Consider the following 25,036-nt stretch of genomic DNA (forward strand, 5'->3'; position numbering starts at 1 on the left):
AGGGGCCAGCCATTTGAGTTCGTCACTTCGTTACACAGTGGTTTTGCCAAGAAACTGCAAAAACAAAAATGCGTCATCGCTCCGATGCCACAAAAATTAATCCGAATAGAATCGCTAAAAGGATTGCCCACATTGCGATTGCGATTCGTGTTGCCTTCTTTGCACGCTTTGCTTCCCACCAATTTCGCGGTCGCAATCCTTGGACGGCTAAGGTAAGTACGCCAGCCAAATTAACGCAAATCACATTTGTCGCTGTGAGTAGTAAGGCACCGCTTGCTGCATGGTACTCGCCAGATGCCAACAGAAGACCAAAGACGGCAAACGGCGGAAGCAGTGCGACGGCAACCATCACTCCGATCAAAGACGCCGGTGCTCCGGTGGTGAAAGCGAGTACTCCGGCGCAACCGGCTGCTAACGCAAGAATTATGTCACTCAGTGCGACCTCCGTTCGTGCTGCGATCGATGGAATCGTAGGATCAATCAAGAACATAGAGCCGATCAATAGAGAGACAAACAAAGCGATCGACAATCCTGCTGCATTGGTCTTTAGTGATACTTTTGCTAGGTTAATGTCGCCCAGCGCAGTAGCGAGGCAGAGCGAGACGTTTGGGCCGAGCAACGGAGCGATCACCATCGCACCGATGATGATCGCCGTGTCGTTGCGCAGTAAACCGATGGCCGCAACCAAAGTCGCTAGCACGGTTTGTGCAATGAAAACTCGCGAGATTCGCGCACCTTGCGAGATGTCGTCAAACAGTTCCTCGCGGCTAATCCGTTCGAGAGATTTCTTTGACTTTTCGGTTGCTTCTTTCTCTTGACGAGTTGGTCGCGGCAAGGTCGCTTCGACGGACAATAGCAGAACGCGAAAGTGATCGGACGTGGAAAAACGACGCGAAATTTCATCAAGCATTGCTTCAACATGTTCGGCTTCCACCAACACACGAACTAGCATTCTGTCATCACTAATCATGTCTTGCCAACGATCGACAACCGAATCGCCGTTGGGCCAAGACTCGAGTGCATCAGCCAAATTCGCAGGCAACACGATTTCAATCAGTCTTAGTGGCATGGGGTAGAGCTCGGTGGTTCATGAAAAACATGAGCGGTTTCTTGACTTGTCGGTGCCATTGAATCAATCAATGACCACTATGTCCACTTGTTTTCGTGCAACAGGTTGCCTTGGAGATCGACGATGCGAATGTGAAGTGATTGTTTGCCGTCTGCTTGCGCTGCGTCAATGATGGTCAATGTTGCATGCTCAGGCCGCGGACCGCCACCAACGAATTGAAGAATCGGCATGTCATCGGCCGCTTGGTCGAGTCGGTCGCTGTGCATGTGACCTGATAAAATCGCCTGGAATCCAGTCTCCTTCAGTGTGTCCAGCCAAAGTTTGGCACCGAATCCGCAATAGCTCGCGTAACCCTCAAGCGTGGTTCCGTCATTTTGACCCTCAAGACCGCGTAGCGGAATATGGCACGCTACGATCTTGTATGGAGCCGTTTTGATCTCTTGTCGCTCCGTTACCTGCTTGAGCCAGTTGGCTTGCTCTTGACGGTACGGTTCATAAGCAGCCGTGCCGGCAAACACGGGATGTTTGTCGGGCTTGTCTTCGCCCGTGTCGAGCGTAATGAGCGCCAGCGGGCCGAGCCGTAATGCTTGGTTGTAAGGCAGCGAAGGGGACTCGGGACAACCCGCGAAACTCTTGATCGCATCGCGAGCCCGCTCGCCTCGTACGTCGTGGTTTCCATTGCTAAACAGCAAAGGACGGGTGCTGGCCCAAGACATGTTCTTCTCTTTGGCTGGGTTCAGCATGATTTGTTCAGGTGAATCTGCAGCATCAAAATTGTTACAAATGTCGCCATTGAAGATCAACACATCGGGATTGAGTTTTTCGATTTTACCATGCAATGCACGGATCGTATCGAGGTTCTCGTGAGTGTCATTGATACTGATGAGGCGAATACGCTCGGCCTGGGGATTCGGTAAGCGAAGTGCGTAAGTCGATTCCGATTGCGGTTTACCACGTTGCAACGCGTATGCACCGCCGTAAGTTAGCGGCTGTGCGACGACTCGATAATAGATGGGGCGGTCGGTAGGCAGTGGCTCGTGATGGTGCACGCGAATATGCATTGTGCGATCATCGGCAGACATCAACCCACGGTGGCTCGCGATCGCTGTGAACGCGAGATTATCGGGCGAGAAGCCGTACTCCACCCACGCGGTGGCAAGCCCACTAAGTGCGATACTGACGCCGAAACCATTCGACCGAGGGTTTTGGACTACAGGTGGGCTGACGATCAGTTCTTTGACTTCGTTGGCTCGGTTTTCTGTATCCTGCGATCGAACGTGGTTGTTCATGCAAGCTGTGGAAATGGCAACGGCACTCAACGGAACGGTTCCAATGAATCGGCGGCGATTGAACATGATGGCCCTTTGTGGCTGAGCGTTTCGGCGATCAACGTCTGCAAAATGTAGGTATGGGATGAACTAAATGGATTTAACGGATTTCGCCGTCATGGATGACTTGTTTCCACGATTCGATTTTAATCGTCTTCAAGTACGGATGCGCGACTTCCTGTTCTTTCGCGGTGCCTAACGATTGATACAAGTACCAAATCGGTTTTTTGCCAAATGGATCGTCCTTGTCGTCCGGGTATTTGCGAAGCCCGATCCGCAGTTCACCTTCTCCGTGGTTGTCGATCCAATTGTGATAGTGCCACATTTTAATGGACTCGAGTGGTTGAATCTTGTTCCATGCCAACGCCATGCCGGCTGCTTGATCCTCTAGCGATTTCTCGGAATAGTCGGGCGAATTGAATCCGTTTTCTGAAAGGTGAACCGGACGCAGTGATCCTTCAAAACGCAATTTCTTTTGTTTCATGTAGGCATCGAGCACTTCGAGGTTCTTTGGCGTGATCTTTTTCGTTTCAAATGTGTACGTCGCATCGCTGTCTTCCCATGTTCTTGGTTTTAACAAACTCTGAGGATACGGATGGTAGGCAACCGCCCACGGAAAGTCGCCTTCCACTTTACAGAATCGGACCAGCAAATCGATTAGCCGCTTGGAGCCGTACCAGTGTTCGGCTCCATGCCAAGCCCAGTGATGGGTTAGCGAGATAAACGGTCGTGTGTTGGGATCGTATTGACGCGCGATTAAATCCATTAGACGCATCGACCGTTGGTACAGATCCAAATACGATTCGCTGCTTTTCTCACCGGCGTTCGTCCACTCCCAGCCTGCGTCAACTTCGTTGTGCATGATCCAGTGGTGGACGCGCCCATACATTCCATCAGGCCGTGACCATCGCTCGGCCATCAAGTTGAGAATCGCTCCAAATATTCCAATGCCCTCGGCGGAAGTCACATTTGGCATAGCGAAAATGCCATCCTTGGTTGCGTCCGGATGCCCGAGTAGCTTCACCACGGGACTGGGGGCCTTCGCCGGATTGGCAACCAGCACAATCACCGAGACCATCAGGCCATGTTTCTGTGCTTCAATGAAACCGTTGTCCAATCGCTCAAGTGCATTTTTCTTCGCGTGGTAAGTGCGACCTTGCCATTGAATCGGAAATGTGTCCTTGCCGGGTTCAAGTTGGACTAGCGTATGGATCATCACGTTGACGGTGACCGCAGAGATTCCGAGATCATCGATCTCATTCGGCAATCGACCGGTGTGCCAACCGCCGAGTCCCTTTTTGTTCTTCGGGTTCGCTGGCGGTAAATTGGGCGAGCGACAAACCACCGACAACGGATAGCGTGCCGATGAAAGTGGCGTGATGCCGTCCGTCGATTCTTGAACAAGTTGCCATCGCGAAGTGAGACGATCGTAATTGAGCCCATGACGTTTTCGATATCTCGGAACATCAATGGCGAATTGGCCGTCCGTATTCGGTTCAATTTTTAAACGAGTGTTCCATGCTTCCGGACTACCGAGCACGACATCGATCGGTATGTCGGCGATCCAAACCGCATCTTTTCCGCTCGGGACGCATCCTTCGATATGAACAAGGTCGGAGCTCACCGAGACTTTTGTCAATTGACAGGCGAACGGTTGGTCCAAGTAATGAAGCAGTCGTTCTTTTGCTGCCGAGGTTTGTGCTTCCGCCAATTGTGGGGACGAAACGGCAGCAATGAAACAAAAAACGGAAAGCAACAGACGACGCATAGCAGAGCCGGTGGGTAAAGGTAGGTTGGTGGGTGGGTAAGGTAGGTAGGAGTGCGTTGCGGTTGCCCGCAATCACGATGACGGTTCGGTAGGAAAGTAATTTGACATCGGAACGATGTACTGAATCGGCCCCTAGGTTATCGTGAAACTGACCCAAATGAACGCGAACAGAAGCGCGACTGTGATGGATTTCCAAAGTTTGTTGGGAATTCGCTCACAATGAGCGACAAACACTTCAATGTCGCTCTGGTTCCGGAAAAATACACCGTCGACTATTAGACACGGCTAAAAGTGTCGATTCAAGTATTTGGGGGCACCACTACCTTTTTTGCCATCACCACCAATCGTAACTTCGACAGCGGAATGCATGCGACGGCGAAGAAGAACGCAGGTGAAAATTCGGTCAGGGCGTAGCAACAACTATTCGTGGCATCACAAAATCAAGTTGGGTGCAATCAACCGAAGGAATATCGTTCAACCCGTCCGGGTTTGATTGATAAAGAATCGAATCATCGCAAGGATACTGTCCGCAAGTAACATTCCTACTGCGGCGCCGATTGCAGCGGTGCGAAACGAAAATGGTCCAATCGGGTATGACGAAGCCATCGAAATGAATCCGAACAAGAAAAATCCTATAAGCGATCCAACGACAAAAACGAATAGTCTCATGAGTTTGCTGCCGTCGTGTTCTCGCTTTTCAAGTAACCATTTTGGCAAGCCAACACGTTATCAAAAGGTGTGCCTTCCCAAGATGGCTTTGAGCCACGTTCATTTTTCGTTTTCGGTACTCGTGTTGATTCGTCGTCTAGTTTGCAGGTGGGAATGAGCGATGAGCGTGAAAGACCTTCCATTCTCCGTCGGCTAGAATCAGAACGACGGACTGAGCAAATTTTGAACTGAAGGTTCTGCCGTTTTTTGTCGTAACGGAAGACATACCCTCGGCGGTTGCTAACGCGATGGTTGGCGAAAGCAAAGTAGTGTGCTGTTGGTCGAAGCGGTAAGTAATTTTGTCGAGATTTTCGAATCCCCTTTTTGTTGCTTGCAGGGCCTCCTCGCGAGTGAGAAGAAATTCGCCATTTTGAATAAGTGCTCCCTTGTCGTTTTCGCAAACAAAGCTGAAGACCTTTTCGGGATCAAGCGATTCCGCGGCCGTTTGAATCTCTGCCAGTCGAGCTTGCACTGCCTGCTCTGCACCGGATGGATTGGAAACGGTCTTTGTTTGAAGCTGGGCAACCGTTGTCGTACTTGAAATCACAAGAACGCCAGCAACGACACACAACAATTTTTTCGAGATCATTACGATGTCCCTCCATTGAGAAAAATAGTGGTAGTTAGTGTCTCTGTTTTGAATCAAGTCGGTCTTTTCTTCCCTGCTGACCACGACGTGAACCTCGATCCGATTGATCTGTCACCATTCAAACCTATGGCAAGGCAAACCATGGAATCCCTTTATGATGATCCTGGCGGTCGACCTTGGCAAGTTAAATAGCGTTTAGATGATTCTGGTCAAACCACGGACTTCGCCGCTTGGGTGGATTTTCTTGTAGTCCAAAAGCTGGCGTTACGATTCAAGTTCCACCTGCGACATTAATTCGGTTAGTGCATCGATAGCATCTTGGGGCCGTGATGAGGGAACAAATAGGTGGTCGTGATAGAATGCCGCAACCAAGTTAGTGCTAATGCCTCGCTTAGCAAGAATGTTGGCAACCGTTGCTGTAAGACCAACTGCTTCAAGACTGGAGTGCACTTGAAGAGTAATCATGCGAAAGATTCCGCAATATTGTTCACCGGCGGCGTCAGCGCGATCCTTGGGGATGACTAGAGTCAGGCCTTCGTTTTCTGCGAAGGTTGCGATTGGATTCAGTTCGACGCCATCTCCGTATTTCCCAAGCGGGCGAGATACGAACACAAACTCACCGTCAACAAGAACCGGCTTCAATGAGGCTAGCAGCGTTCGTAGGTCAGTGATTCCGCTCATAGCATGTTCTTCAATCGGGTAACGTTACCAATCGGCTGGCAGCGAACGATCGACCAATTGCACACGCCCGATTTTGTCTGGCGGGTGGTTTCGTATTCTGAGTAAAACGAGGGGCGGCGTTGCCATTGGGCCAATTTGAAAGCAAAGCAAAAGTATATGTATGGCTTTCCCAGCCGTCGAGCAACGTCGACAAATTGCGAGGCTATCTGTCACTTTGAACTCATATTTGAAGCGCCGTCGACGGCGGAGGGCCTTTCATTACGGAAGAATCGTGAGATGTTGCCGAAATGAGCGACGCAATCGTCGAGCTGTGCTAGAAACTGGGCAACCCATCGCGAATTTTCTTCTGGGAGCTCAATGTTGGGGTTTTGGGTGAGGTAGGGTGTGGGCGATGGGCCGAAATTGCCATTCTCAGTTGCTCGTTTTCGCGAATTGGTTTTGCAGTGTTTTGCTAGCACACAATTCATCTAGCTTGCGCCGACAATGTTGGCTACAAGAGGCACCGTGGATGTATTTTTTGCAGTGAATGAGGTCGTTTTCTTAGCCCTTTTTTGCTTGCGTGGTCAGGGATGACGACTTAGCGAGACGATTTAACGATGAAAAACTTTGGCCGTGTTCTCCTGCTGGCTGCACGCCGACGCTGGGCGTTGGTTGGGATTGTGATCACGTCTCTGGTCATCGCTGTTCTTTGGGGAGCCAATATCGGCACCCTCTATCCGATTACCGAAGTGGTTTTCGCAGGCGATAGCATCCCACAGCATGTGACCAAAGAGATCGCGATCACGAACCAAAAGATCATCGACCTCGACGCCGAAATCATCGCTTTGGATGCGAAATTGGCTGATGTTAATGTCAATTCCGAAGCGGATGCTGCCAGCAAAATTCGATTGGACATCGATTCGGCTCAAACTAAGAAACTTGCTTTTACTAAAACGCTTGAGACGCTCGTTTGGGCACAGCCCTATGTCGACCGTTACGCGCCAGCCGAAGCTTATCAAACCTTAGTCGTGATCGTTCTTGTGTTGATTGGTGCAACAGCGGCTAAGCTAGTTGCGCTGTTGATCAACTTGATGTTGGTGCAATACATCGCTGAGCGATCCGTCGTGGACCTTCGCGCTCAATTCTTTCGCAAAACATTGCGGTTGGACCTCGATTCGTTTGGTGAAAATGGCTCGGCCAATTTAACGTCGCGATTAACGAACGACACGGCGCAAGTCTCCGGTGGAGTCGCTGTTTTACTTGGCCGGCTTCTTCGCGAACCGTTGAAAATGATCGTTTGTGTCGGTGGTGCACTCTACGTTTGTCCTAGGCTATTGCTTTTGGTCACCGTGGTCACGCCGTTGGTTGCGATATTGATGCACCACCTCAGCCGCGCCATTCGACGAGCAAGTCGTCGAGCGATGGAAGAAATGAGCCAGATGTACGGAATGTTGAACGATTCGTTCGCTGGCATTCGTGTGGTCAAGGCGTTCAATACACAAGGTTACGAACGAGCGAAATTCCAGCGTGGCATCCAAGCCTATTTTCAAAAATCAATGAAGATGGCGTTTTACAATACGGCCGCGCGAAGCGTCAGTGAACTGTTGGGGATGACGATCGTGGGGCTAGCCATTTTGGCAGGCGGTTATTTGGTTGTGAATCAGCAGACCGCGATTTTCGGAATCCCAATGAGTACGGTCCCACTGAAGATGAGCGAAGTCTTGACGTTCTTTGCGCTTCTAATTGGAGCGTCGGATCCTGCGAGAAAACTACAAGATGTATGGGCCAATTTACAGCGTGGCATCGCGGCAGCTGATCGTGTCTACGAAATCATTGATCAACCGATTCGTGTTGCTGAACCCGTTGTTGGCAAAACGGCTGCTCGCCCCCATCAACATATCCGTCTCGACAATGTTGTCTATCAATACCCATCGGGACCGACTGTCCTTCGCGGCGTTGATTTGACTATTCGGCATGGTGAAACGATTGCTGTGGTTGGGCCGAATGGCAGCGGAAAGAGTACGATTGTGAATTTGTTGTGTCGATTCGATGACCCACAAGGTGGTGCGGTCTTGATTGACGATACGCCGATCAACGAAATGAAGACACGAGATTTGCGTCGTCGCATAGCGTTAGTGACTCAGCGTACGGTCCTTTTTGATGACACAATTGAAAACAACATCCGATACGGAACGCCGGGCGCGGACAAGCACGCAGTGGTCCGAGCCGCGAAGTTGGCTTTTGCGGATGACTTCATCCGCCGCAAAACCCCCAATGGCTACGAGACGCTTTTAGGTGCCCAAGGGATGCGACTTTCGGGGGGGCAAATGCAACGGATCGCGTTGGCGCGTGCATTCTTGAAGGACCCTGACATCTTGATTCTCGATGAGGCCACCAGTGCAATTGACCTCGAGAGTGAACGTTTGATCCACCAAGCGTTAGCAAAATTCTTGGTCGACCGGACGGGAGTCATGATCACTCACCGACCGACCAGTTTGTCGATGGCCGATCGAATTGTGGTGATCGAAAGTGGGAAAATCTCCGATTCTGGCCGCCATGAAGAATTGATCAGCCGAAATCGGTTCTACCAAAGTCTCTGCGGCAACGACCAAAAGACGGCCGCGTAAAGCCCCGAGAAACGGCCCAAAACACTAGAAATGGGCTTCAAACCGAGCAAAATACGAACGTAATCTTGCCAAACTGGCCTCAAGCCGCTATTTTGCGGAGCCATTCAACCAACCATTCCTCTCGAATTTGATCTCCGAGTGCTAATATGACCATGGATCGCAGCCTCAAAGTGCAAGCTGGGGCAATTAAGTCGCGAAACGTGCTGACCCGTGCCGAGCGGATCGCTCGCCTGAAAGAACTAGACCGTTTCGACCCTGAAGCCAACATTGTTGGGATGGCCAAAGTGCGCGTCCCGAAGGTTTCGCTGAAGAAGAAAAAGAAAGTGAAGAAGGAAGAAGAGGAGAAATAGGTCGCTGGGAAGATCTGCGTTACTCGCATGAGTCAGTGGATTTCCCGCCACCTTTTCAATTCTTTTCAAACCGCCAATCGCAGCCGGTCTTTGTGCATCGAAAGTTGTACCGACCGGCTTTTCTTGTTGAACCCGATTGGTTTTTTCGCTAATCGATTTTGTCCTTCATCGACCCTCCGCAAACGACGTAGGTAAATCTAAGCTTAGCGATTTCGGCAAGCTCGCACTCGCTCTCATCTTCCCAATCTCGTGAATCGATTGCCATGGAAAACTCAACGACGACTGCTGTTGCACCTGATGCCGAAGATGACATCGCGCCAATTGATTTACCCAAACAGGGGATCGATCCTCAGCGTTTGCCGCTTCCCGAAGCGACGCAACCGTTAAAGATCCTCTGGCAATACGTGATCGTATTGACGGTGATCCATGTCATGGCACTGTTAGCGTTTCTGCCTTATATGTTCACATGGTCCGGTGTGATCCTCGGCGTGCTAGGTCATTTTACCTTTGGAATGCTCGGTATCACGATCGGGTATCATCGACTGCTGACACATCGCGGATTCACTTGTCCAAAATGGCTTGAGCATACATTGGCCGTTTTCGGTATGTGCAATCTGCAGGACAGCCCTGCGCGATGGGTTGCCATTCATCGGATGCACCATCAACACAGTGATCATCAACCCGACCCTCATTCGCCGCTGGCCAGTTTTCTCTGGGGGCATGTCGGTTGGGTCGTTTGTCGCCACCGAGACCTTGATCGCACCAGCCACTATGAGCGTTACGTGCGTGACTTGCTCCGCGACCCGTTTTATTTGCGACTCGAACGTAAAGAGGGTTGGTTCTTCGTCTTCTTGGCTCACGCAATGCTAATTACCGCCGTCGGGGCTGTGTTCGGTTATGCCATCAGTGGCGGATTGATCAGCGAAGCGATTCGGTATTCCTATAGCTGGTTTGTTTGGGCGGTCGCAGTTCGCACCGTTTTTGTTTTGCACGGTACTTGGACAGTCAATTCGTTGTCGCATGTTTTCGGTTATCGCAATTACGAAACGCGTGACAACAGCCGTAATAATTGGCTTGTTGCATTGATTTCACATGGCGAAGGATGGCACAACAACCATCACGCCCAACCACGATCGGCCGCGCACGGACATCGATGGTACGAATTCGATATGTCGTGGCGAGTGATTCAGTTTCTTGAAATGATCGGATTGGCCAAGGATGTTGTGCGTCCCAAGGCAAACACGACCGAGGGCTGAAGCCGTTGCAGGCAATCACACCGCGCCCTGCAGTTTGGTGCCCTGCAATTTGGCGCCCTGCAGATTTACAGATGGTCTTTCTTGCGTCCACTGACGTAGCAGTTGCCACGGACAAAGAAACGCAAAGGTTCGTCAACGGCTCGGCTGATCCCGATTCGTGGTGATACCGCAATCTCGATGGATGGAAATTGTTGGGCCAGTTGACCATCATCCAGTTCAGCATCGTCCGGTTCACAAATGGTCAACGCGGGATACCTCGTTAGATCAATCGAATCGAGTTGTCGGTCGACCGAAAGTGCTTGGCACAACATCGCTGGCCCGCGGGTGAGTCGGCGTAGATCCTCGTAACCTCGTTTCGATTGCATTTGCGAGATTCCCCAAACCGGTTCAATGGCACGAATCAATACTGCACTGCCGACCCCTTTTCGTTCGGTCACCGCATTCATACAGAACTTGCCGTGGATTGGATACACATACAATGTCCCTGCGGGGCCAAACATCGATGCGTTACTTTTCGTTTTGCCACGATAGCTATGGCTTGATGGATCGTTCATTGCCAAATACGCTTCGGTCTCGACAATCGATCCACCGATCCACGTTTGGTCGATTCGCCTTAGTAGTACCATTCCAAGTAAATCGCGAGCCACCTCGTCAGCGGGCCGTTGATAGAAAGACCGCAGCAATCGTTTTCTTTGTGTTGGCAATTTTTTCATGACGTCATCCACCACCGTTACGACAGCCCGATGGATTCTTACCGTCTCCGGCCCGCCGATCTATCGTGGCTGGATTCGTACAGATGGTCAACAGATCCTCGAAGTCGGTAGCGGTAAACCACCGTCCGCAGCAGTTGACTTGGGGGATGTTGCTATTCTGCCCCAGTGGGTCAATGCACACACGCATTTGGAATTTTCGGACCTCCAAAAACCAATCGGCGAAGCCGGTATTGCACTTTGGGATTGGATCGGGCAAGTCGTTGAGGCGCGAAAAGGTTCAAATGCCGACAGGAAAGCCAAGGCAATATCCGCAGGAATCGCCGAATCGGCCGCGGCAAAAGTGTGCTTAGTTGGCGAAATTAGTACGTTGCCGTGTGAGTATCCGAAAAGCGATCAGGCAGTCGAGTGGGTCGCGTTCGCCGAAACAATTGGTCTAAGTCCATCGCGAAGTGCCGAGCGATTCGCGACTGCGTCTGAGTACGTGGCCCATGTTCAGAACGCCGCCGTCAGTCCGCACGCTCCCTATTCGAGCACTCCCGAGTTGATCGACCGATCGATTCAACTGGCCACTCGCTATGGTTGTCCTGTGGCGATGCACGTTGCGGAATCCCCTGCGGAGCGGGAACTCCTTTGCACCGGGAGTGGCCCGTTCGCCGACCGGCTCAAAGCGATGGGGGTATGGCAACAGGGCGTCTTTCCATGGGGGGGCGAGCCGTTTGAAGAGCTGATCCACCGACTTGCCAAAGCGCCACGGTCGCTATTGGTCCACGGAAACGACTTGCGTTCAAACGAGCTCGATAAAATCGCACGCCATTCAAACATGACCGTCGTCTATTGTCCTCGGACGCATGCGTTTTTTGGCTACACGCCACATCCGGTCGCAGAGCTGCTGCGCCGTGGGGTCCCGGTCGCACTAGGAACTGACTCACGGGCGAGTAACCCGGATTTAGATTTAGGTGGCGAAGTTCGTTACCTTCTAGAGCATCGCCAAGATATCGATCCGGCAGATGTTCTACGCATGGCTACCCTTCACGGGGCTAACGCACTCGGCCGAAAAGATCTTGGCCGGATCGAAGTCGGCTGCCTCGCCAAATTGGCGGTTGTCGAATCAACGACAACGGAAGCCGATGAGGTGATCCCGTCGTCATTGATTGGTCATCGTCGCTGATTAGCCGGCGACGATTATTGGGGGGCTATTGTAGGGAGGGACTGCGGTCCGGCGCCACCTTGAAGTTCCATGGTTCGCTTCATGATCAATTCTTGTAGCTCGCCCATGTTTTGTTGAACGCGTAGCATCCCAAGTTGAGCTCCCTTGGCCGTCAGGGTTGGAAGCCTTTCGATTGCTTTTTTTCCGACCGGTGTTTGGTAGAAATCGGACAATTGGCCAAGCTCGTTTTCGGTGAACTCTTCCTTGTACATTTTGACCATGTCATCCTTGAGCGATTCGTAGGAAAGATGTTTACGAAGGAAACCTTGCATCACATCTTTGAACATCCCCAACTGAGGCTGCTGTTGGATCTGCATTGCCAGCATGTCGTCCACGTTTCGCTTCGTCACCTCCTTCATGTTCATCGTTTCGAGCAAGGTCTCCGCTGCAAGAGTATGTGAATCTTTTTCAACGGCGGGGGCATCAGTAGCATCAACAGCGGCAGGCGTATCGGCTGCAGCGGGTGGCTGAGTCGTGGGTGCAGCGTCTTGTGCATGGGCCGACAGCCCGAGTGCGATGGCGGCGGAGAGAACGAACAAGAATCGGGCTTTCATGGTGGGCTTTCACATTTGAGAGGATTTAGATTTGCGTGGTGTCGTTTCAGCACGCATTGCCCCATTGTACCGGGCAAACCCGGCAACGGAAGTCACGGGGAAGGGGCGTCACTGATCGCCTATTCCAACCCACCCAATTGGTCGCGGAGCGATTTCATTCCTCGGTGCAATAGTCCAGCGACCGCACCGGTTGACTTTCCCAATTGTTCGGCCACTTCACTTAGCTTTTTGCCTTCCAGATAATGCAATCGGACCGCTTCGCGTTGGGCATCCGGCAATCGCTCAATTGCCATCACGACTTGGAGAACATTTTCGCCGGCGGCCACATTTTGGCTTGGCGTGGGACCGTCTCCGGCCAATAAACCCTCCAATCGCATCGATGATTTCGCCAATCGTTGTTCCATCGATTGTTCACGCCGAACGTCTCGTTTGTCGCGATGCATGTCGCGATCCAAGTGGCATAAACACCTCGCCAGAATTTGTCGTAGCCAACCACGAAACTCGGCTTCGGTACCACCGCGGAATTGATCGATCGCGCCGACCGCTTGCATCATGGTTTGCTGAACAATGTCGGATGCACCCACCTTGGCTTGCAAGGCTCGTCGCATTTGGACGCGGGCCAACATCCGGAGGTACGATTCATATTTTGCAACGATCGCCGGATCACTCACGTCAATTGGCTGGTTGTCAATCGGTTCGTCGTTCGGCTCGGGTTCGTAACTGGTCATTCACTCCAGCTTACTTCTTTTTCACAGACCGGGGAACTCGCTCCGAGAGCAATCTTTTATCAGTGTCGGAGATTTTTTTTGCACCAAGGTCGTTTCTGTCGTGGACCGTGAGCCATATGGATGTTCATCGTGTCTTTATTGTCGAAAGCCCCGCCGTATTGAAAGCACTGGCCGTCGTCACGGGTGAACGCTAGGATTGGTGCAGTCACTCTTCCCCAAAGTTCTCTTCTTCTACGAGTCAAATTGATGCAATCGAAAGACGCAATTCGTTCGGCAATGAATTTTAGTAACCTTGTTTTCAAGGGGTATCTTAGTGACTTTGATGACGCTGAGTTGATGAAACGACCAGGGAAAGGTTGTAATCATTTGGCTTGGCAAATGGGGCACTTGATTGCAGCGGAGGTATCGATGTTATCCGCAATGTTTCCTGATGATGCGTTTGCGCTGCCGGAAGGTTTTGCCGAAGCACACAGCAAAGAAACGGCGGACTCGGACGATCCGTCAAAGTTTCTTAAGAAAGATGAGTACTTCGAGTTGATGGACAAAGTTCGCCAACAAACGCTCGCGGTACTCGATCGAGCGTCGCAAGAAGAGTTGGCAGGTGCGTCGCCAGAGAATTTTCAATCGTTTTGTCCAACCGTTGCGGACATGTTCATTTTGATTGGCACGCATCCAATGATGCATGCCGGCCAAATCGTTCCCGTTCGTCGACAACTCGGAAAGCCCGTGATGTTTTAGAGCGATGGAACCACTTCCTGAATTGCTTGACAGACAACCTTACCCACCATCTTTAAATCGTCGTCGGTTGCAATAAGGGGTGGCATAAGAATGACGACGTCTCCGAGAGGCCGGATCCATACGCCTAATTCGGTCGCTCGTTGGCAAACTTTCTGGCCGAATAAATCGGCCGAGTCAAACGCGGTTTTTGTTTCGCGATTTTGTACAAGTTCAATTCCTACCATCATCGAGCGTCCACGAATATCACCGACATGTGGATGACCTTGAATTGGATCAAGGCTGGATCGTAGCAGCGACGCTTTTGCATCGATGGATTCGACCAAATTTGATTCCGTGAACAAATCGATTGAGGCTATCGCGGCTGCTGCGGCTAGCGGGTTTCCACCAAAGGTATGCCCATGGAAGAACTGTTTCGATTCGGATGTCTTCGCCAAGAATGCGTCAAAGACATGCGGTCGAGCGACGGTTGCAGCCATCGGCAAATACCCGCCTGTCAAACCCTTGCCTAAACACATGATGTCAGGCGTGACTGATTCGTGGTTGCAAGCGAACAGCCGGCCGGTACGCCCAAACCCCGTAGCAACTTCGTCGCAAATCAGCAGCACTTCGTACTTGTCACAGAGCTTGCGAATACGCGACAGGAACCCTTTGGGATGGGTGATCATCCCTGCGGCACCTTGGACCAGCGGCTCCATCACCACGGCTGCCAAGGTTTCGTGGTGTTGTTTTAGAAGCGATTCAACTTCATCGGCATAGTGGTCGCATGCAGCATCGGGTGTGACGCCGTCGGGCAACCGATAGCTGCAGGGTAGCGGCCCGCGGACCGGCGTAAAGACGATTGGTGCAAAAAGTTGGTGGAAGAATTTGATCCCACCAAGCGAGACGGAACCGGTCGTATCGCCGTGGTAGGCAAGCGACAGCGCCAAGTAGTCGGTCTTCTTGGGGCGAGGGTCTTTGCGTTGATGCCAATATTGAAGTGCCATTTTCAAGGCCGCTTCGACGGACGACGAACCGTCGCTGCTAAAGAAAACGTGCGACAAGTCACCGGGCGTAATCTCGACGATCCGGCTGGCCAGGATTTCGGTCACATCGGCCGACATGCCCAAAGTCGTGATATGGGCGACTCGGTCGAGTTGGTCGCGAATAGCGGCGTCGATTTTGGGATGGCGATGTCCGTGGACGTTGCACCACAGGCTGGCAACGCCGTCAAACAGCCGTTTCCCACTGTCCGTGGTTAGCCAGCAGCCGTTGGCCTCGGAAATTACGATCTTTTTGTATTGAGCCATCTGCGTGAATCCTTGCCAATGCCAGGATCCGCCGACGTGATGGGAGCGGTCAATCATAGGTTTTGGGGCCGTTTGCGGAGACATAATCCCTCGCTAGATTTCAGTTGGGTGTTGGAGGTTGGCCAAATGCGAAACAATTTGCGGTACGCCATCGGGTAAAAACTCGCTAAAGTGTGGCAGAGAGTTCATCAAACGGAGTTAGATACCGATGGCCCGCGAAGCAGTTTACCAACAAACCGACCCCGAGTCCGCTACCGAAGCGCTCATGCCGAAGGAACCTGACAATTCATTGCGTCCTCGGCGGATGGATGAAATGGTCGGCCAACGTGACGTGATCGAGCGACTAAAAATCGCGATCGACGCCGCTCAGGGCCGTGGCGAACCGCTTGGGCATATCCTGTTTGATGGCCCCCCGGGACTCGGCAAAACGACCTTTGCGACGGTGATTCCGGCCGAGATGAGGACGACGGTGGAAATGGCCAACGGTGCGGGTCTAAAGGCTCCAAAAGATTTGCTTCCCTATCTAACGAACCTTTCCGAAGGAGCGGTGCTGTTCATCGATGAAATTCACCGGATTCCCAAAGCCGTGGAAGAGTATTTGTACACGGCGATGGAAGATTTTCGGATCGATATTATTTTGGGCGAAGGGGTCAGTGCTAGGACACTTAATTACGAACTTCGCCCCTTCACGTTGATTGGCGCGACCACGCGAGCCGGAATGCTCAGCGCCCCGCTGAGGGATCGATTCCAAATCCGCGAACATCTTGGCTGGTACAACCATGCCGAACTTTGCGAGATTGTTCGCCGCAATAGTGTGAAGCTAAAAGTCCCAATCGACGACGGTTCCGCTTCCGTGATTGCGTCGCGAAGTCGTAGCACGCCGCGGCTTGCCAACAATCGACTTTTGTGGCTACGTGACTATTCGCAGAGCAAAGCAAAGGGAAAGGTCGACGCACAGATCGCTACCGCCGCGCTCGACATGATCGGCATCGACGAACTTGGGCTCGATAAACAAGATCGTGGATATCTCGATACGTTGATGCGAGTGTTCCTCGGGGGACCAGCCGGCCTCGAAGCGATTGCACACACGATGAATGTTAGTAGTGACACTCTCGAAGACGAAGTTGAACCATTTTTATTGCGAAGCGAATTGATTGTGCGGACTCGCCGTGGACGCATGGCAACTCAGAAAGCGTTTGAGCACATGAAGGTCACGCCGCCAAAAGTTACACCCTAATGAACGACAGTATTGAACTTTACGATTACGAGTTGCCACGCGAACGGATCGCCCAAGAACCACTTGCGGTTCGAAGCGATGCGCGTTTGATGTTGATTGATCGCAAGAATCAATCAATCGATCATTATCATGTTCGCGATTTGCCCGAGCTTCTCACGGCCGATGACACGTTGGTACTCAACAACACGCGAGTCGTTCCGGCGCGTTTGGTCGGTTTTCGTACCGAGACGCGAGGGCGATGGCAGGGGCTTTTCTTGCAGGCTGATCCGGCGACGAGTGCATGGGAAGTATTGACCAAAACACGTGGGTCGCTCAAACCAGGTGAAACACTCACGATCCAAGATCGCGAAGGACGCGACGGCATGCATTTGGTCGTGGTTTCGCGAACCGACGAAGGGCATCTAATCGTCACGCCCAAGTTGCTACCGGGCGATTCTTCGATGCCGCCTTCGGAACCTGCCGATTGGCTTGAACAATATGGACGTATTCCTCTTCCGCCTTACATTCGTGATGGGCAAATGGTGGATTCGGATATCGATAACTACCAAACCGTGTTTGCCGAACATCGCGGTAGTGTTGCGGCGCCAACCGCAGGGCTGCATTTCACCGATCCACTACTCAAGCACATTCGCACCGGCGGAACCGAGATTGCCGAAGTCACGTTGCACGTTGGCATCGGCACGTTTCGGCCGATCGCTGTCGATCGACTCGACGATCACGCGATGCATAGCGAATGGGGCAGCATCGATCAGGCAACGGCCGATTTAATTCGCACTCGGCGTGATCATGGTCGTTGCGTCGCCGTGGGTACCACGAGCGTCCGAGTGCTCGAAAGCGCTGCTGACAACGATAAGCCGCTGGGTCAATGGAGCGGGGCAACCGATTTGTTTATCAAACCGCCTTACCGATTCAAAGCCGTTGACGCGTTGATGACCAATTTTCATTTACCTCGTAGCAGTTTGTTGGTTTTGGTCAGCGCCTTTGCCGGTCGCGATCTCATTATGGAAGCCTACCAAACCGCGATTCGCGAAGAATACCGTTTCTTCAGCTACGGCGATGCAATGTTGATCGTCTAATGTCGTCTTTCGCAAAGTGCAAAGCGACGATTCTCCACACTCCAAGACTTCACTCCCTATGCCCAACGAAGAACAAATCCTCGTCATCCCCGAATCGGTCATTACAAAAATCGGAGCCATTGAAGGTTTCGAATCGGACGTCGACCGATTTTTGCAGCCGATATTGTCCAGCGACCAACTCTCGTTCGAGCCACGCGGCGCGATGGAAACGGACCCCAGTTTCAAGCAATTGATTCCGTACGTCCTTTTGGAATGGACCGATCAGGATGGGACCGTCAAACTATTCACCTACACGCGTGGCGGTGGCGGTGGTGAGCAGCGATTGCACGCAAAGCGGAGCGTCGGAATCGGCGGGCACATTAGCCGCGAAGATGCCGAAGGCGGAGCCGATCCGTATGCCACGGGCATGCACCGAGAATTGGCCGAAGAGATTCAGCTCGGCTCCGCGTACCGCGAAACGACCGAAGGATTGCTTTACGATCCATCGAACGATGTCGGAAAAGTTCACTTAGGAGTGGTTCACCGTTTTGTACTTGAATCATCCGATGTGAAAAGCAACGAAGCTGACTTGGCCGAAGGTGGTTTTGTCAGTATCGATGAATTGAAAGCGGATTTCGATCGATTAGAAACTTGGAGCCAACTCGCGATCACTGCGATCTATCATGGCTGATGTTATCCCGCTTCATCGACTTGTGTTTGCGCTGGTACCCGTCTTGATCGTGTTGGTACTAATGTTTCGTTGGTCGCTCGGCGTACGTTCGGCAATGGTCGGACTTGCACGGATGATCCTGCAGTTACTGCTTGTCGGCTATCTGCTTGGCTACGTCTTCACCGCGGAAACACCGTGGATCGTGATTGCGATTTTGACGATGATGTTGTTCGCAGCAAGTTGGATCGCGCTCCGCTCGGTCAAACGCGATCGAGCCAGAAACTATCCCTACGCGGTTGCATCGGTTTTAGTTGGTGGCGGCATCACACTGTTCATGATGACACAGGGCGTCTTGGGACTAAGCCCATGGTTTGCACCACGAGTATTCATTCCGCTCGCAGGAATGACGTTTTCGGGATGTATGAACGCCGTGAGCTTGGCGGCCGAGCGTTATTATGTCGAAGTTGATCGTGGAGAACTGCACAACGAAGCGCGGGCCCATGCGATGAAAGCCGCGTTTATCCCGATCACGAATATGTTATTCGCCGTTGGGATTGTCTCGATCCCAGGCATGATGACCGGACAAGTGTTAGCGGGCGTTTCCCCGCTAATCGCAGCACGTTACCAAGTCATGGTGATGTGTATGATGTTTAGTTCTGCCGGGTTGGCTGCGGCGGTGTTCTTGTGGCTCATCGGACGCTCGGAGATAAGGACTGCTAATAGTGCTGAGGCTTGACCGAGGTGTAGCATATGATGATTTGGATCGTACAATATGTGTTCGCCTGGCTTCAACCATATGACTGACTGAAAAAATGTCTCCATTTATCTCTCTTTCTTTCGCGTTCCTGATTCTTGTCTTGATCGGAGTGCTTACGAGAAGACAAAGGACGTTGCGGCGTCGGCAACAAGAGTGTCTTGCCCGACAGGCAGAGTTAGATGAAAAGGTCAACCGATTGTCTGAGGCGATTTCCGCCAACAATGCGAATAACGCGAATGATCAAGTATTGCCTGCGCTGCAACTTGAACTGCAAAAACTTGGGCATCAAGTCAGGGACTTACAGCACGAATCTCGAAAGCCCTCGGCATTGGCAAAGCACAATCCCAAGCGTCTACGCTTGATGGACGAAGTCCTAACCGTGATGTTGCCGATTCATCACAAACTTGATCGTGTGTTGTTTCCGAGCGACCAACCCTTGGACGATCTTGATTGGATGCACAAGCTGAAGAACCGAGAATTTCCGTACTCCATTACGGACGAAGAAGGATTAATTCTGTACAAATTGATCGTCGACAATCAACTCAAAAACGGCTACGAGATTGCGACTGCTTTTGGATACAGTAGCTTTTTTATGGGGCTTGCCTTTCAATCCAACGGTGGGCATTTGTTGAGTGTTGATGCCTATGTCGAAGAAGCAGAAGAGGACTTTGTTTACTCTGAGACCCGGGCTCGCGAGCATTCCGAGGCGATCCGCGAAGCAATTTCGAAAAAACAAGAGAACCATGTCCCAGAAGGGCTAAAATTTGCTCGTTGGGGTGCGGAGCAATTGGGGCTCTCCTCGGTAGTCGACTATCAAGTGGGGTTTAGCCCAACCGACGTTGATGTTCTAGCCCAAGGCCGTACGTTTGACTTCGCATTTATCGATGGTGGGCACTTCGGAAAACAACCGACCAAAGATGTGCAAGCGATCTTGCCATTTGTTGATCCAGATCGATTCTTGATTGTCTTTCACGATACTCATTGTGACTCAGTCGCGCAAGCAGTTCATTTCGCATGTGACCAATTGTCAATCCCGCGATATACTTTACGGACCCGCAATCAATTTGTGGTGCTAAGCAAAGGTATCGAATCGGAAAAGCTTGCCGCTTGCGAACAACTCGTTATTCGGCAAAACGCCTAATTCATTCCCCATTTTGATGAGAACATGACGTGACGGTTTCTTCCTCACTCCAGTACAATCAGTTGCAGTCGCTTGAGAAATATGTATTGTCTGGGCACCATCAAGTCCGAGGATGGCTTTGGCATAGCGCGGCCTATATCACTTCGCTGATGGGGCTCGAACAGGTTCGGCAGGGAATGGTTGGCAATGTCGGTGAGATCGGCGTTTGGCAAGGCCGATACCTGCAATTGCTGGGGTTGCTTGGGCGTCCCGAAGAAACGATTCTTGGGATTGACTCGTTCGTTCACGCGCCCGACGGGGATGCTTTTGAGCATCAACTTCGTGAGCGATTTGAAGTGGAACCTGCTCTTGAGGGGCGGCTTCGCATATTACGTCGCGACTCGACAACGTTGACGCCTGACGAGATTCGGCAAGTAGTGGATGGACCGTTTCGATTGTTCAGTGTAGATGGAGGCCATTTAGCCCACGAGGCTTTTCATGACTTAAAGCTTTGTGCGCCGCTGATGTCCGAAGATGGGATCATCATCGTGGATGATATCTTCAACGTCACATGCCCAGGGGTCGTTGAGGGAACGCTTCGCTTCTTGATGAGCAACGAAGGTGCCGATTTTGAAGCGTTTTGTATTTCGGGAAACAAGATGTTTCTAGGCAGGCGATCGGCGACGCCCGCTTGGCGAAAATTTCTGATGAAGGTGACTCGTCAATGCACCGACGTTTCACTGTTTCGTGACACAGCAAAAACCATCGACGATATGCCGCCTGGGGTTTTCCCCCAATTTTGTGGCGGGGACGTCGTGGTGATCACATGGTCGGGGGATTATCTGATTTCTGATAATGGCGAGCCGGTTGTGATACGTCTTAAGGTTTGTGATCCAGCTGAGTTGAATGACCAGCAGTGTATTTTGCCGTCACCGCTTGAGATTATGTCTCGGCTCTAAGCGGCGTCCCTTATAAAGCCAAGATCCACCCGGTCATTGAACGGAATGATCGGGTTTTCGTCGACCCAACGATCGGTCGCGGTTACCACCTTGCCGGGGAATTGGTAAATGATTGCTCCTTCTCGCTGTGCACGACGGCAAAGTTCAACGTCTTCGTGTTCGTTCCAATAGAGCGATTCGTCCCATTGGCAATTCTCCCAGAAACGCTTGCGAATCATCGTGATCCCGCCCGGTACGTAGGAACCTGCGGAATAGTCGCGGTAGTTCAGCAAGCCACCGGGACACCAAGTCACGTTCTCGCCTCGCACCACTCCCCAATCGAGGGCCCGTGATCCGTCGGGAAGTGAAATTCTTGCCGCTGCGATACCATAGGCGTATCCCCAGTCATCAAAGCGATCAAAGAATTGTTTGGTGAACTTGAATCGGTCGTGACTAATCACGATATCGGAATACTTGGCCTGCATGCAAAGTATGTTTTTTTTGCGAGTGATCCATCCGTAGGCATCTTCGTCGGTGAATTCGATTTGCCGAACATTCGCTTGACCAGCAAATGCATCCAGCGTCTTGGGCACCATCATAAGAATCTCAAACTTGCTCTGACAGTTTTCGTGGATCGAGTCGATCATCTGTTGGACTTGTTCATTGCGGTTGCCAAGCGTGAGGATCCCTAAGGAAAACCCGGAATGGGGATCGCGATAGTGAGCCGGAACTGGCTTATCACAGCGGTAAGTGATGTCCCAAAAAGAGAACCCCCGTCGCGTGCCCTCGCTCGGGCTTTGGCTCTGTGAGACCAAAGTAAAGCAATCAGCGAAATGGTGCCGGACCAGAGCTTTCAATCCAAACCACGTCATTAAGTCGTTATCGTGAAAGGATAGGGTGAGCTTTTTTCCAGGTGAAAGATGTTTGAGAACTTCCACAAGAGTTCGCTGGTAGAATCGGTTAAAGTTGGGGTGTCGAAGATGGATATGCTGAGCGTTTGCGAGTTGATCGCGAAGTGACCATAAGTTGAACGTGTTGTCGTACTGTGCAATAACCGTATCCGCAGTCACACCCGTGTCTTCATACATGGGGGTGATCACTAAATTGTCTTGCTTTTTGGTTTCCCATTCTACTGGGTTTGCCAGCTCGTTTTCGGCCGAGTTAGTGGTTACCTTGGACGACCGTCGTAGCCGATTTCGAATTCGGCTTTTTACGAAACGTCTCGCCCATTTCCTTGCGATCTTTCGAAAAGGCTTTTGCATCGTCACCTGAGTCAACCACGGCAACGCAGAGATTCGGTCCTTTGTGAATAGCTTTTCAACGTCCTGCCAAAGACGTTGATAGCGGTAAGAATGCCCCTTATTAATAAAGTGATTGAAGTCAATTGAATCGACAAACAAGTCTGCGACTTGTGGAAGTTCTCGCGTCCATGTCTCCATGAGCTCTTGGTGTTCAAGAAAATGATGTCGCCAATAATGCCCTGTCGTGGAGTCGGGATGAACGCGCCATCCGTAGGTTCCAGCTGTCGCATATCCGATGTATTGGTTCGTCGTTGCAAGCTCAAGAAGCGACCGTGCGAAAAAATCCCAATCGCAGAGGAACCTCCAATCTTCACGCATGCCACCAACACGATTGAGTAAATCGGATCGCAATACCATTCCCGATGGTAACGCCGTTTGGTGAGATAGGCACGCGCGGAAGTGCTCTGCAGCACTGACCAAACGTAATTTAGGTGTCCTGTCGAAACGGAGATTTGTTTCGGATTCAAAAGGAATGCAATCTGAAAATAATAACTGCATGGAGGGATACTGAGCGAATTGTTCGACTTCCCATTGAAGGCCTTCTTTGCAGAGCAAGTCATCGCTATGCAAAATGCGGACAAGTTTTCCCTTTGCGGCTTGTAGCCCCTGGTTGGTGTTGGCTGATTGGCCCAGGCATGGTTTCGTAAAGACGTATTTCACTTCACGATTCGTCTTTTGGGAGTACTCTCGAACGAACCCCGCAATGATTTCTCGGTCTTTTCCTTCCTGAGAATCGTCGGTGATCACTAGCTCAAAATTAGATAGCGTTTGCTGCCGAATCGAATCGATGGTTTGCTCAAGCAGTTCAACGCGTCCGTGAGTAGGGACGACAAGTGATAGTGGCAGTTTCCGGTTCGGAAGAGTCATCGGAGATCCTTACTGGCAGGCAAGTTCGATCATGGTTGATGTGGACGATGAATTGACTATGCGGCCCGGCGTTTAGCAGAGCCTCCTTCCAATTCGCTGATTCGACGCTGAATGCCTCTGTAGTGAACGTCGTGGACCGTTTCGACAACAAGCACGTGAGCACCAGCCTTCTTTGCGGCTTCGATTCCATATGCCCCGTCTTCGACAACGAGGCATTCGTCCGGCTGCACACCAAGACGATTGAAGGCCAAGGTGTAGATTTCGGGATCGGGCTTGGCGCGGTCAACGTCTTCGTTACTCAACGTCACATCCATGTAGGTCGCTAACCTAGTTCGTTGCATCAATAAATCGACGGTCAGGCGAATCGAATTAGACGCAAGTGCAAGCCGAAAGCCATCTTCACACAACCGGTGAAGCGTTTCCTGATGTCGATCATTTGGAACGCATTTTTGTTCCATGATTCCCATAAAGTACTGCTGCTTCATCTGATTGACGAACGTCGCAAGCGACATTGGAAAACCTTGGTTCTTGGCCAACAGTTCCAACTTTCGACTCGTAGGTAAACCATCATAGATTTGATAGTGTTCAAACTGTGAAATGCGAAACCCAAATAGCTCTAGCGATTGATTGAGTGCTTCAAAGTGCCAATCCTTGGCATCAACGAGAACACCATCCATGTCGAAGACGACTGCCTTAATCCGTGTCATGCTAGGAACCTTTGGGAGTCTTGAAGTACACCTTGATCGTCATGGTGAAAGTCATGCGGAAAGTCAGTGCAAAGCATTAGTTTTGCATCGCTGTCATTGCGGTCAATGAACTGACGCAACATTGGCCATAGTTGCTCGCGAGAACGTCCATGAAGTTCCGACGATACAACGCAGACGTTTTTCCTGTTGGCGAGATGCGTTTCAATTAGGCCCGCATCGAACCACGTTGATTCAAACGCGTCGAGCCATACACCGCTACTTTGTTCGTAAAGAACGGGGGAGTGTTCAAATTCACTTTGTCGCGTGAAGCAGGGTAATGACTGATTGAGATAGCCCAACATGTCAGGAATCGACATGTCAAAGACAAAGAAATTGTTGATGTCGTGATGCGTGAGAATTTCCTGAACTTTTGCAGCAAGCCCATCGGACTTGATGTTCAGGGCTAAGCAGGAATTTGCGTTCAATTTGCGGTAGAGACGGCAGAAATCGTCCAAGCATAGGCAGTCATTCTCGTCCTGCGTGAGCGGGTCGTGGGACACGATAAGCTTGCCACGATGATCTCTCACGTCCGTTTCAATCCCAAATCCTGCCGACAAGGCACGCTCAAACGCTATCGATTGATTTTGCTCGTCTGGATCATTCCAGGCACCTCGGTGAGCTAATAAGTCAATCTTCATTGATAGGGGGTCTTTGGTTGACGGATGGGAGCGACATTGGACCAAAGTGAATGGCAGCGGTCGCAAAGCCACCGGTGATCTTGGCTCTCGACAAGTTTGTCAGTCGACATGGGGGGTGGGGTGGGG

23 protein-coding genes are annotated in these 25,036 nt (G+C 51.4%); 11 read left to right on the forward strand and 12 right to left on the reverse strand.

The genetic code is table 11. From position 1 onward, the window contains the following. Positions 1-73: 73 nt before the first annotated feature. The 5 genes from CA13_RS19195 to CA13_RS19215 form a co-directional block, all read right to left on the reverse strand. Positions 74-1,069, reverse strand: coding sequence for a TIGR00341 family protein (locus tag CA13_RS19195; protein WP_146399336.1), 996 nt, complete (start codon positions 1,067-1,069; stop codon positions 74-76). Between the two features lie 77 nt (positions 1,070-1,146). Continuing rightward, positions 1,147-2,424, reverse strand: coding sequence for a metallophosphoesterase family protein (locus CA13_RS19200; protein WP_146399338.1), 1,278 nt, complete (start codon positions 2,422-2,424; stop codon positions 1,147-1,149). 73 nt (positions 2,425-2,497) lie between these two features. After that, positions 2,498-4,165: a DUF5722 domain-containing protein gene (locus CA13_RS19205; RefSeq protein WP_146399340.1), complete on the reverse strand. Its 1,668-nt coding sequence runs from the start codon at positions 4,163-4,165 to the stop codon at positions 2,498-2,500. Between the two features lie 805 nt (positions 4,166-4,970). Further along, positions 4,971-5,462 carry a nuclear transport factor 2 family protein gene (locus tag CA13_RS19210; protein WP_146399342.1) on the reverse strand — a complete coding sequence of 164 codons (492 nt, stop codon included), beginning with the start codon at positions 5,460-5,462 and terminating at the stop codon, positions 4,971-4,973. A 264-nt stretch (positions 5,463-5,726) separates the two neighbouring features. Next, complete coding sequence (locus CA13_RS19215; RefSeq protein WP_419194572.1) at positions 5,727-6,143, reverse strand: ACT domain-containing protein; 417 nt, start codon at positions 6,141-6,143, stop codon at positions 5,727-5,729. 596 nt (positions 6,144-6,739) lie between these two features. On the opposite strand from CA13_RS19215, the gene CA13_RS19220 reads away from it, so the two are divergent. The 3 genes from CA13_RS19220 (at position 6,740) to CA13_RS19230 (ending at position 10,355) form a co-directional block, all read left to right on the forward strand. Then, a complete protein-coding gene (locus tag CA13_RS19220; RefSeq protein WP_146399346.1) occupies positions 6,740-8,749 on the forward strand; it encodes an ABC transporter ATP-binding protein in 2,010 nt (669 codons plus the stop codon). 146 nt (positions 8,750-8,895) lie between these two features. Further along, positions 8,896-9,099, forward strand: a complete 204-nt coding sequence (locus CA13_RS19225) for a small basic protein (protein WP_146399348.1) — start codon at positions 8,896-8,898, stop codon at positions 9,097-9,099. A 263-nt stretch (positions 9,100-9,362) separates the two neighbouring features. Continuing rightward, complete coding sequence (locus CA13_RS19230; protein WP_146399350.1) at positions 9,363-10,355, forward strand: acyl-CoA desaturase; 993 nt, start codon at positions 9,363-9,365, stop codon at positions 10,353-10,355. Between the two features lie 65 nt (positions 10,356-10,420). Here CA13_RS19230 and CA13_RS19235 read toward each other — a convergent pair whose 3' ends face one another. Beyond that, positions 10,421-11,068, reverse strand: a complete 648-nt coding sequence (locus tag CA13_RS19235; RefSeq protein ID WP_146399352.1) for a DNA-3-methyladenine glycosylase — start codon at positions 11,066-11,068, stop codon at positions 10,421-10,423. Between CA13_RS19235 and CA13_RS19240 the strand changes: the two genes are divergently transcribed. Further along, positions 11,067-12,236, forward strand: a complete 1,170-nt coding sequence (locus CA13_RS19240; RefSeq protein WP_146399354.1) for an amidohydrolase family protein — start codon at positions 11,067-11,069, stop codon at positions 12,234-12,236. The two genes, CA13_RS19235 and CA13_RS19240, sit on opposite strands and share 2 nt — an antisense overlap. A gap of 14 nt (positions 12,237-12,250) precedes the next feature. Here the strand turns inward: CA13_RS19240 and CA13_RS19245 are convergent, their stop codons facing one another. Further along, positions 12,251-12,829 (reverse strand): DUF2059 domain-containing protein, encoded by a 579-nt coding sequence (locus tag CA13_RS19245; RefSeq protein WP_146399356.1) that lies wholly within the window; start codon positions 12,827-12,829, stop codon positions 12,251-12,253. Between the two features lie 119 nt (positions 12,830-12,948). Beyond that, a complete protein-coding gene (locus tag CA13_RS19250) occupies positions 12,949-13,557 on the reverse strand; it encodes a sigma-70 family RNA polymerase sigma factor (RefSeq protein ID WP_146399358.1) in 609 nt (202 codons plus the stop codon). A gap of 246 nt (positions 13,558-13,803) precedes the next feature. On the opposite strand from CA13_RS19250, the gene CA13_RS19255 reads away from it, so the two are divergent. Beyond that, entirely contained in the window at positions 13,804-14,295 is a 492-nt protein-coding gene (locus CA13_RS19255) for a DinB family protein (protein WP_146399360.1), read from the forward strand. Here CA13_RS19255 and bioA read toward each other — a convergent pair. Further along, positions 14,292-15,638 (reverse strand): adenosylmethionine--8-amino-7-oxononanoate transaminase, encoded by a 1,347-nt coding sequence (bioA, locus tag CA13_RS19260; RefSeq protein WP_419194573.1) that lies wholly within the window; start codon positions 15,636-15,638, stop codon positions 14,292-14,294. The two genes, CA13_RS19255 and bioA, sit on opposite strands and share 4 nt — an antisense overlap. 208 nt (positions 15,639-15,846) lie before the next feature. On the opposite strand from bioA, the gene ruvB reads away from it, so the two are divergent. The 6 genes from ruvB (at position 15,847) to CA13_RS19290 (ending at position 21,379) form a co-directional block, all read left to right on the forward strand. Continuing rightward, positions 15,847-16,818, forward strand: coding sequence for a Holliday junction branch migration DNA helicase RuvB (gene ruvB / locus CA13_RS19265; RefSeq protein ID WP_419195127.1), 972 nt, complete (start codon positions 15,847-15,849; stop codon positions 16,816-16,818). Continuing rightward, a complete protein-coding gene (gene queA, locus CA13_RS19270) occupies positions 16,818-17,894 on the forward strand; it encodes a tRNA preQ1(34) S-adenosylmethionine ribosyltransferase-isomerase QueA (RefSeq protein WP_146399366.1) in 1,077 nt (358 codons plus the stop codon). Before ruvB ends, queA begins: the two co-directional genes overlap by 1 nt. A gap of 58 nt (positions 17,895-17,952) precedes the next feature. Continuing rightward, the gene (locus tag CA13_RS19275) at positions 17,953-18,564 is read left to right on the forward strand and encodes a phosphoesterase (RefSeq protein WP_146399368.1); all 612 of its coding nucleotides are present in this window, start codon (positions 17,953-17,955) and stop codon (positions 18,562-18,564) included. Next, positions 18,557-19,279 (forward strand): ABC transporter permease, encoded by a 723-nt coding sequence (locus tag CA13_RS19280; RefSeq protein WP_146399370.1) that lies wholly within the window; start codon positions 18,557-18,559, stop codon positions 19,277-19,279. The genes CA13_RS19275 and CA13_RS19280 overlap by 8 nt, the downstream gene beginning before the upstream one ends. Before the next feature lie 76 nt (positions 19,280-19,355). Beyond that, positions 19,356-20,441 carry a class I SAM-dependent methyltransferase gene (locus CA13_RS19285; RefSeq protein ID WP_146399372.1) on the forward strand — a complete coding sequence of 362 codons (1,086 nt, stop codon included), beginning with the start codon at positions 19,356-19,358 and terminating at the stop codon, positions 20,439-20,441. Positions 20,442-20,470: 29 nt separating this feature from the next. Then, complete coding sequence (locus CA13_RS19290; protein ID WP_146399374.1) at positions 20,471-21,379, forward strand: class I SAM-dependent methyltransferase; 909 nt, start codon at positions 20,471-20,473, stop codon at positions 21,377-21,379. Here CA13_RS19290 and CA13_RS19295 read toward each other — a convergent pair. From CA13_RS19295 to CA13_RS19305, 3 genes are read right to left on the reverse strand one after another with little or no spacing between them, the layout of a single operon-like run. Continuing rightward, a complete protein-coding gene (locus tag CA13_RS19295; protein WP_146399376.1) occupies positions 21,376-23,526 on the reverse strand; it encodes a glycosyltransferase in 2,151 nt (716 codons plus the stop codon). The two genes, CA13_RS19290 and CA13_RS19295, sit on opposite strands and share 4 nt — an antisense overlap. Positions 23,527-23,582: 56 nt before the next feature. Beyond that, positions 23,583-24,233, reverse strand: coding sequence for an HAD family hydrolase (locus CA13_RS19300; protein ID WP_146399378.1), 651 nt, complete (start codon positions 24,231-24,233; stop codon positions 23,583-23,585). After that, the gene (locus tag CA13_RS19305; RefSeq protein WP_146399380.1) at positions 24,230-24,910 is read right to left on the reverse strand and encodes a PI-PLC domain-containing protein; all 681 of its coding nucleotides are present in this window, start codon (positions 24,908-24,910) and stop codon (positions 24,230-24,232) included. Before CA13_RS19305 ends, CA13_RS19300 begins: the two co-directional genes overlap by 4 nt. Positions 24,911-25,036 lie beyond the last annotated feature (126 nt).

This window comes from Novipirellula herctigrandis (assembly GCA_007859835.1).
Lineage (GTDB): Bacteria > Planctomycetota > Planctomycetia > Pirellulales > Pirellulaceae > Novipirellula_A > Novipirellula_A herctigrandis.

Bases quoted from the DNA above. Each gene is read 5' to 3' on its own strand.
- CA13_RS19200 (WP_146399338.1), bottom strand. From the start codon at position 2,424: ATGTTCAATCGCCGCCGATTCATTGGAACCGTTCCGTTGAGTGCCGTT.
- bioA (WP_419194573.1), bottom strand. From the start codon at position 15,638: ATGATTGACCGCTCCCATCACGTCGGCGGATCCTGGCATTGGCAAGGA.
- queA (WP_146399366.1), top strand. From the start codon at position 16,818: ATGAACGACAGTATTGAACTTTACGATTACGAGTTGCCACGCGAACGG.
- CA13_RS19305 (WP_146399380.1), bottom strand. From the start codon at position 24,910: ATGAAGATTGACTTATTAGCTCACCGAGGTGCCTGGAATGATCCAGAC.
- CA13_RS19295 (WP_146399376.1), bottom strand. From the start codon at position 23,526: ATGACTCTTCCGAACCGGAAACTGCCACTATCACTTGTCGTCCCTACT.
- CA13_RS19250 (WP_146399358.1), bottom strand. From the start codon at position 13,557: ATGACCAGTTACGAACCCGAGCCGAACGACGAACCGATTGACAACCAG.
- CA13_RS19225 (WP_146399348.1), top strand. From the start codon at position 8,896: ATGACCATGGATCGCAGCCTCAAAGTGCAAGCTGGGGCAATTAAGTCG.
- CA13_RS19280 (WP_146399370.1), top strand. From the start codon at position 18,557: ATGGCTGATGTTATCCCGCTTCATCGACTTGTGTTTGCGCTGGTACCC.
- CA13_RS19235 (WP_146399352.1), bottom strand. From the start codon at position 11,068: ATGAAAAAATTGCCAACACAAAGAAAACGATTGCTGCGGTCTTTCTAT.
- CA13_RS19240 (WP_146399354.1), top strand. From the start codon at position 11,067: ATGACGTCATCCACCACCGTTACGACAGCCCGATGGATTCTTACCGTC.
- CA13_RS19210 (WP_146399342.1), bottom strand. From the start codon at position 5,462: ATGATCTCGAAAAAATTGTTGTGTGTCGTTGCTGGCGTTCTTGTGATT.
- CA13_RS19255 (WP_146399360.1), top strand. From the start codon at position 13,804: ATGCAATCGAAAGACGCAATTCGTTCGGCAATGAATTTTAGTAACCTT.
- CA13_RS19275 (WP_146399368.1), top strand. From the start codon at position 17,953: ATGCCCAACGAAGAACAAATCCTCGTCATCCCCGAATCGGTCATTACA.
- CA13_RS19205 (WP_146399340.1), bottom strand. From the start codon at position 4,165: ATGCGTCGTCTGTTGCTTTCCGTTTTTTGTTTCATTGCTGCCGTTTCG.
- CA13_RS19245 (WP_146399356.1), bottom strand. From the start codon at position 12,829: ATGAAAGCCCGATTCTTGTTCGTTCTCTCCGCCGCCATCGCACTCGGG.
- CA13_RS19215 (WP_419194572.1), bottom strand. From the start codon at position 6,143: ATGAGCGGAATCACTGACCTACGAACGCTGCTAGCCTCATTGAAGCCG.
- CA13_RS19230 (WP_146399350.1), top strand. From the start codon at position 9,363: ATGGAAAACTCAACGACGACTGCTGTTGCACCTGATGCCGAAGATGAC.
- CA13_RS19300 (WP_146399378.1), bottom strand. From the start codon at position 24,233: ATGACACGGATTAAGGCAGTCGTCTTCGACATGGATGGTGTTCTCGTT.
- CA13_RS19195 (WP_146399336.1), bottom strand. From the start codon at position 1,069: ATGCCACTAAGACTGATTGAAATCGTGTTGCCTGCGAATTTGGCTGAT.
- CA13_RS19285 (WP_146399372.1), top strand. From the start codon at position 19,356: ATGTCTCCATTTATCTCTCTTTCTTTCGCGTTCCTGATTCTTGTCTTG.
- ruvB (WP_419195127.1), top strand. From the start codon at position 15,847: ATGCCGAAGGAACCTGACAATTCATTGCGTCCTCGGCGGATGGATGAA.
- CA13_RS19220 (WP_146399346.1), top strand. From the start codon at position 6,740: ATGAAAAACTTTGGCCGTGTTCTCCTGCTGGCTGCACGCCGACGCTGG.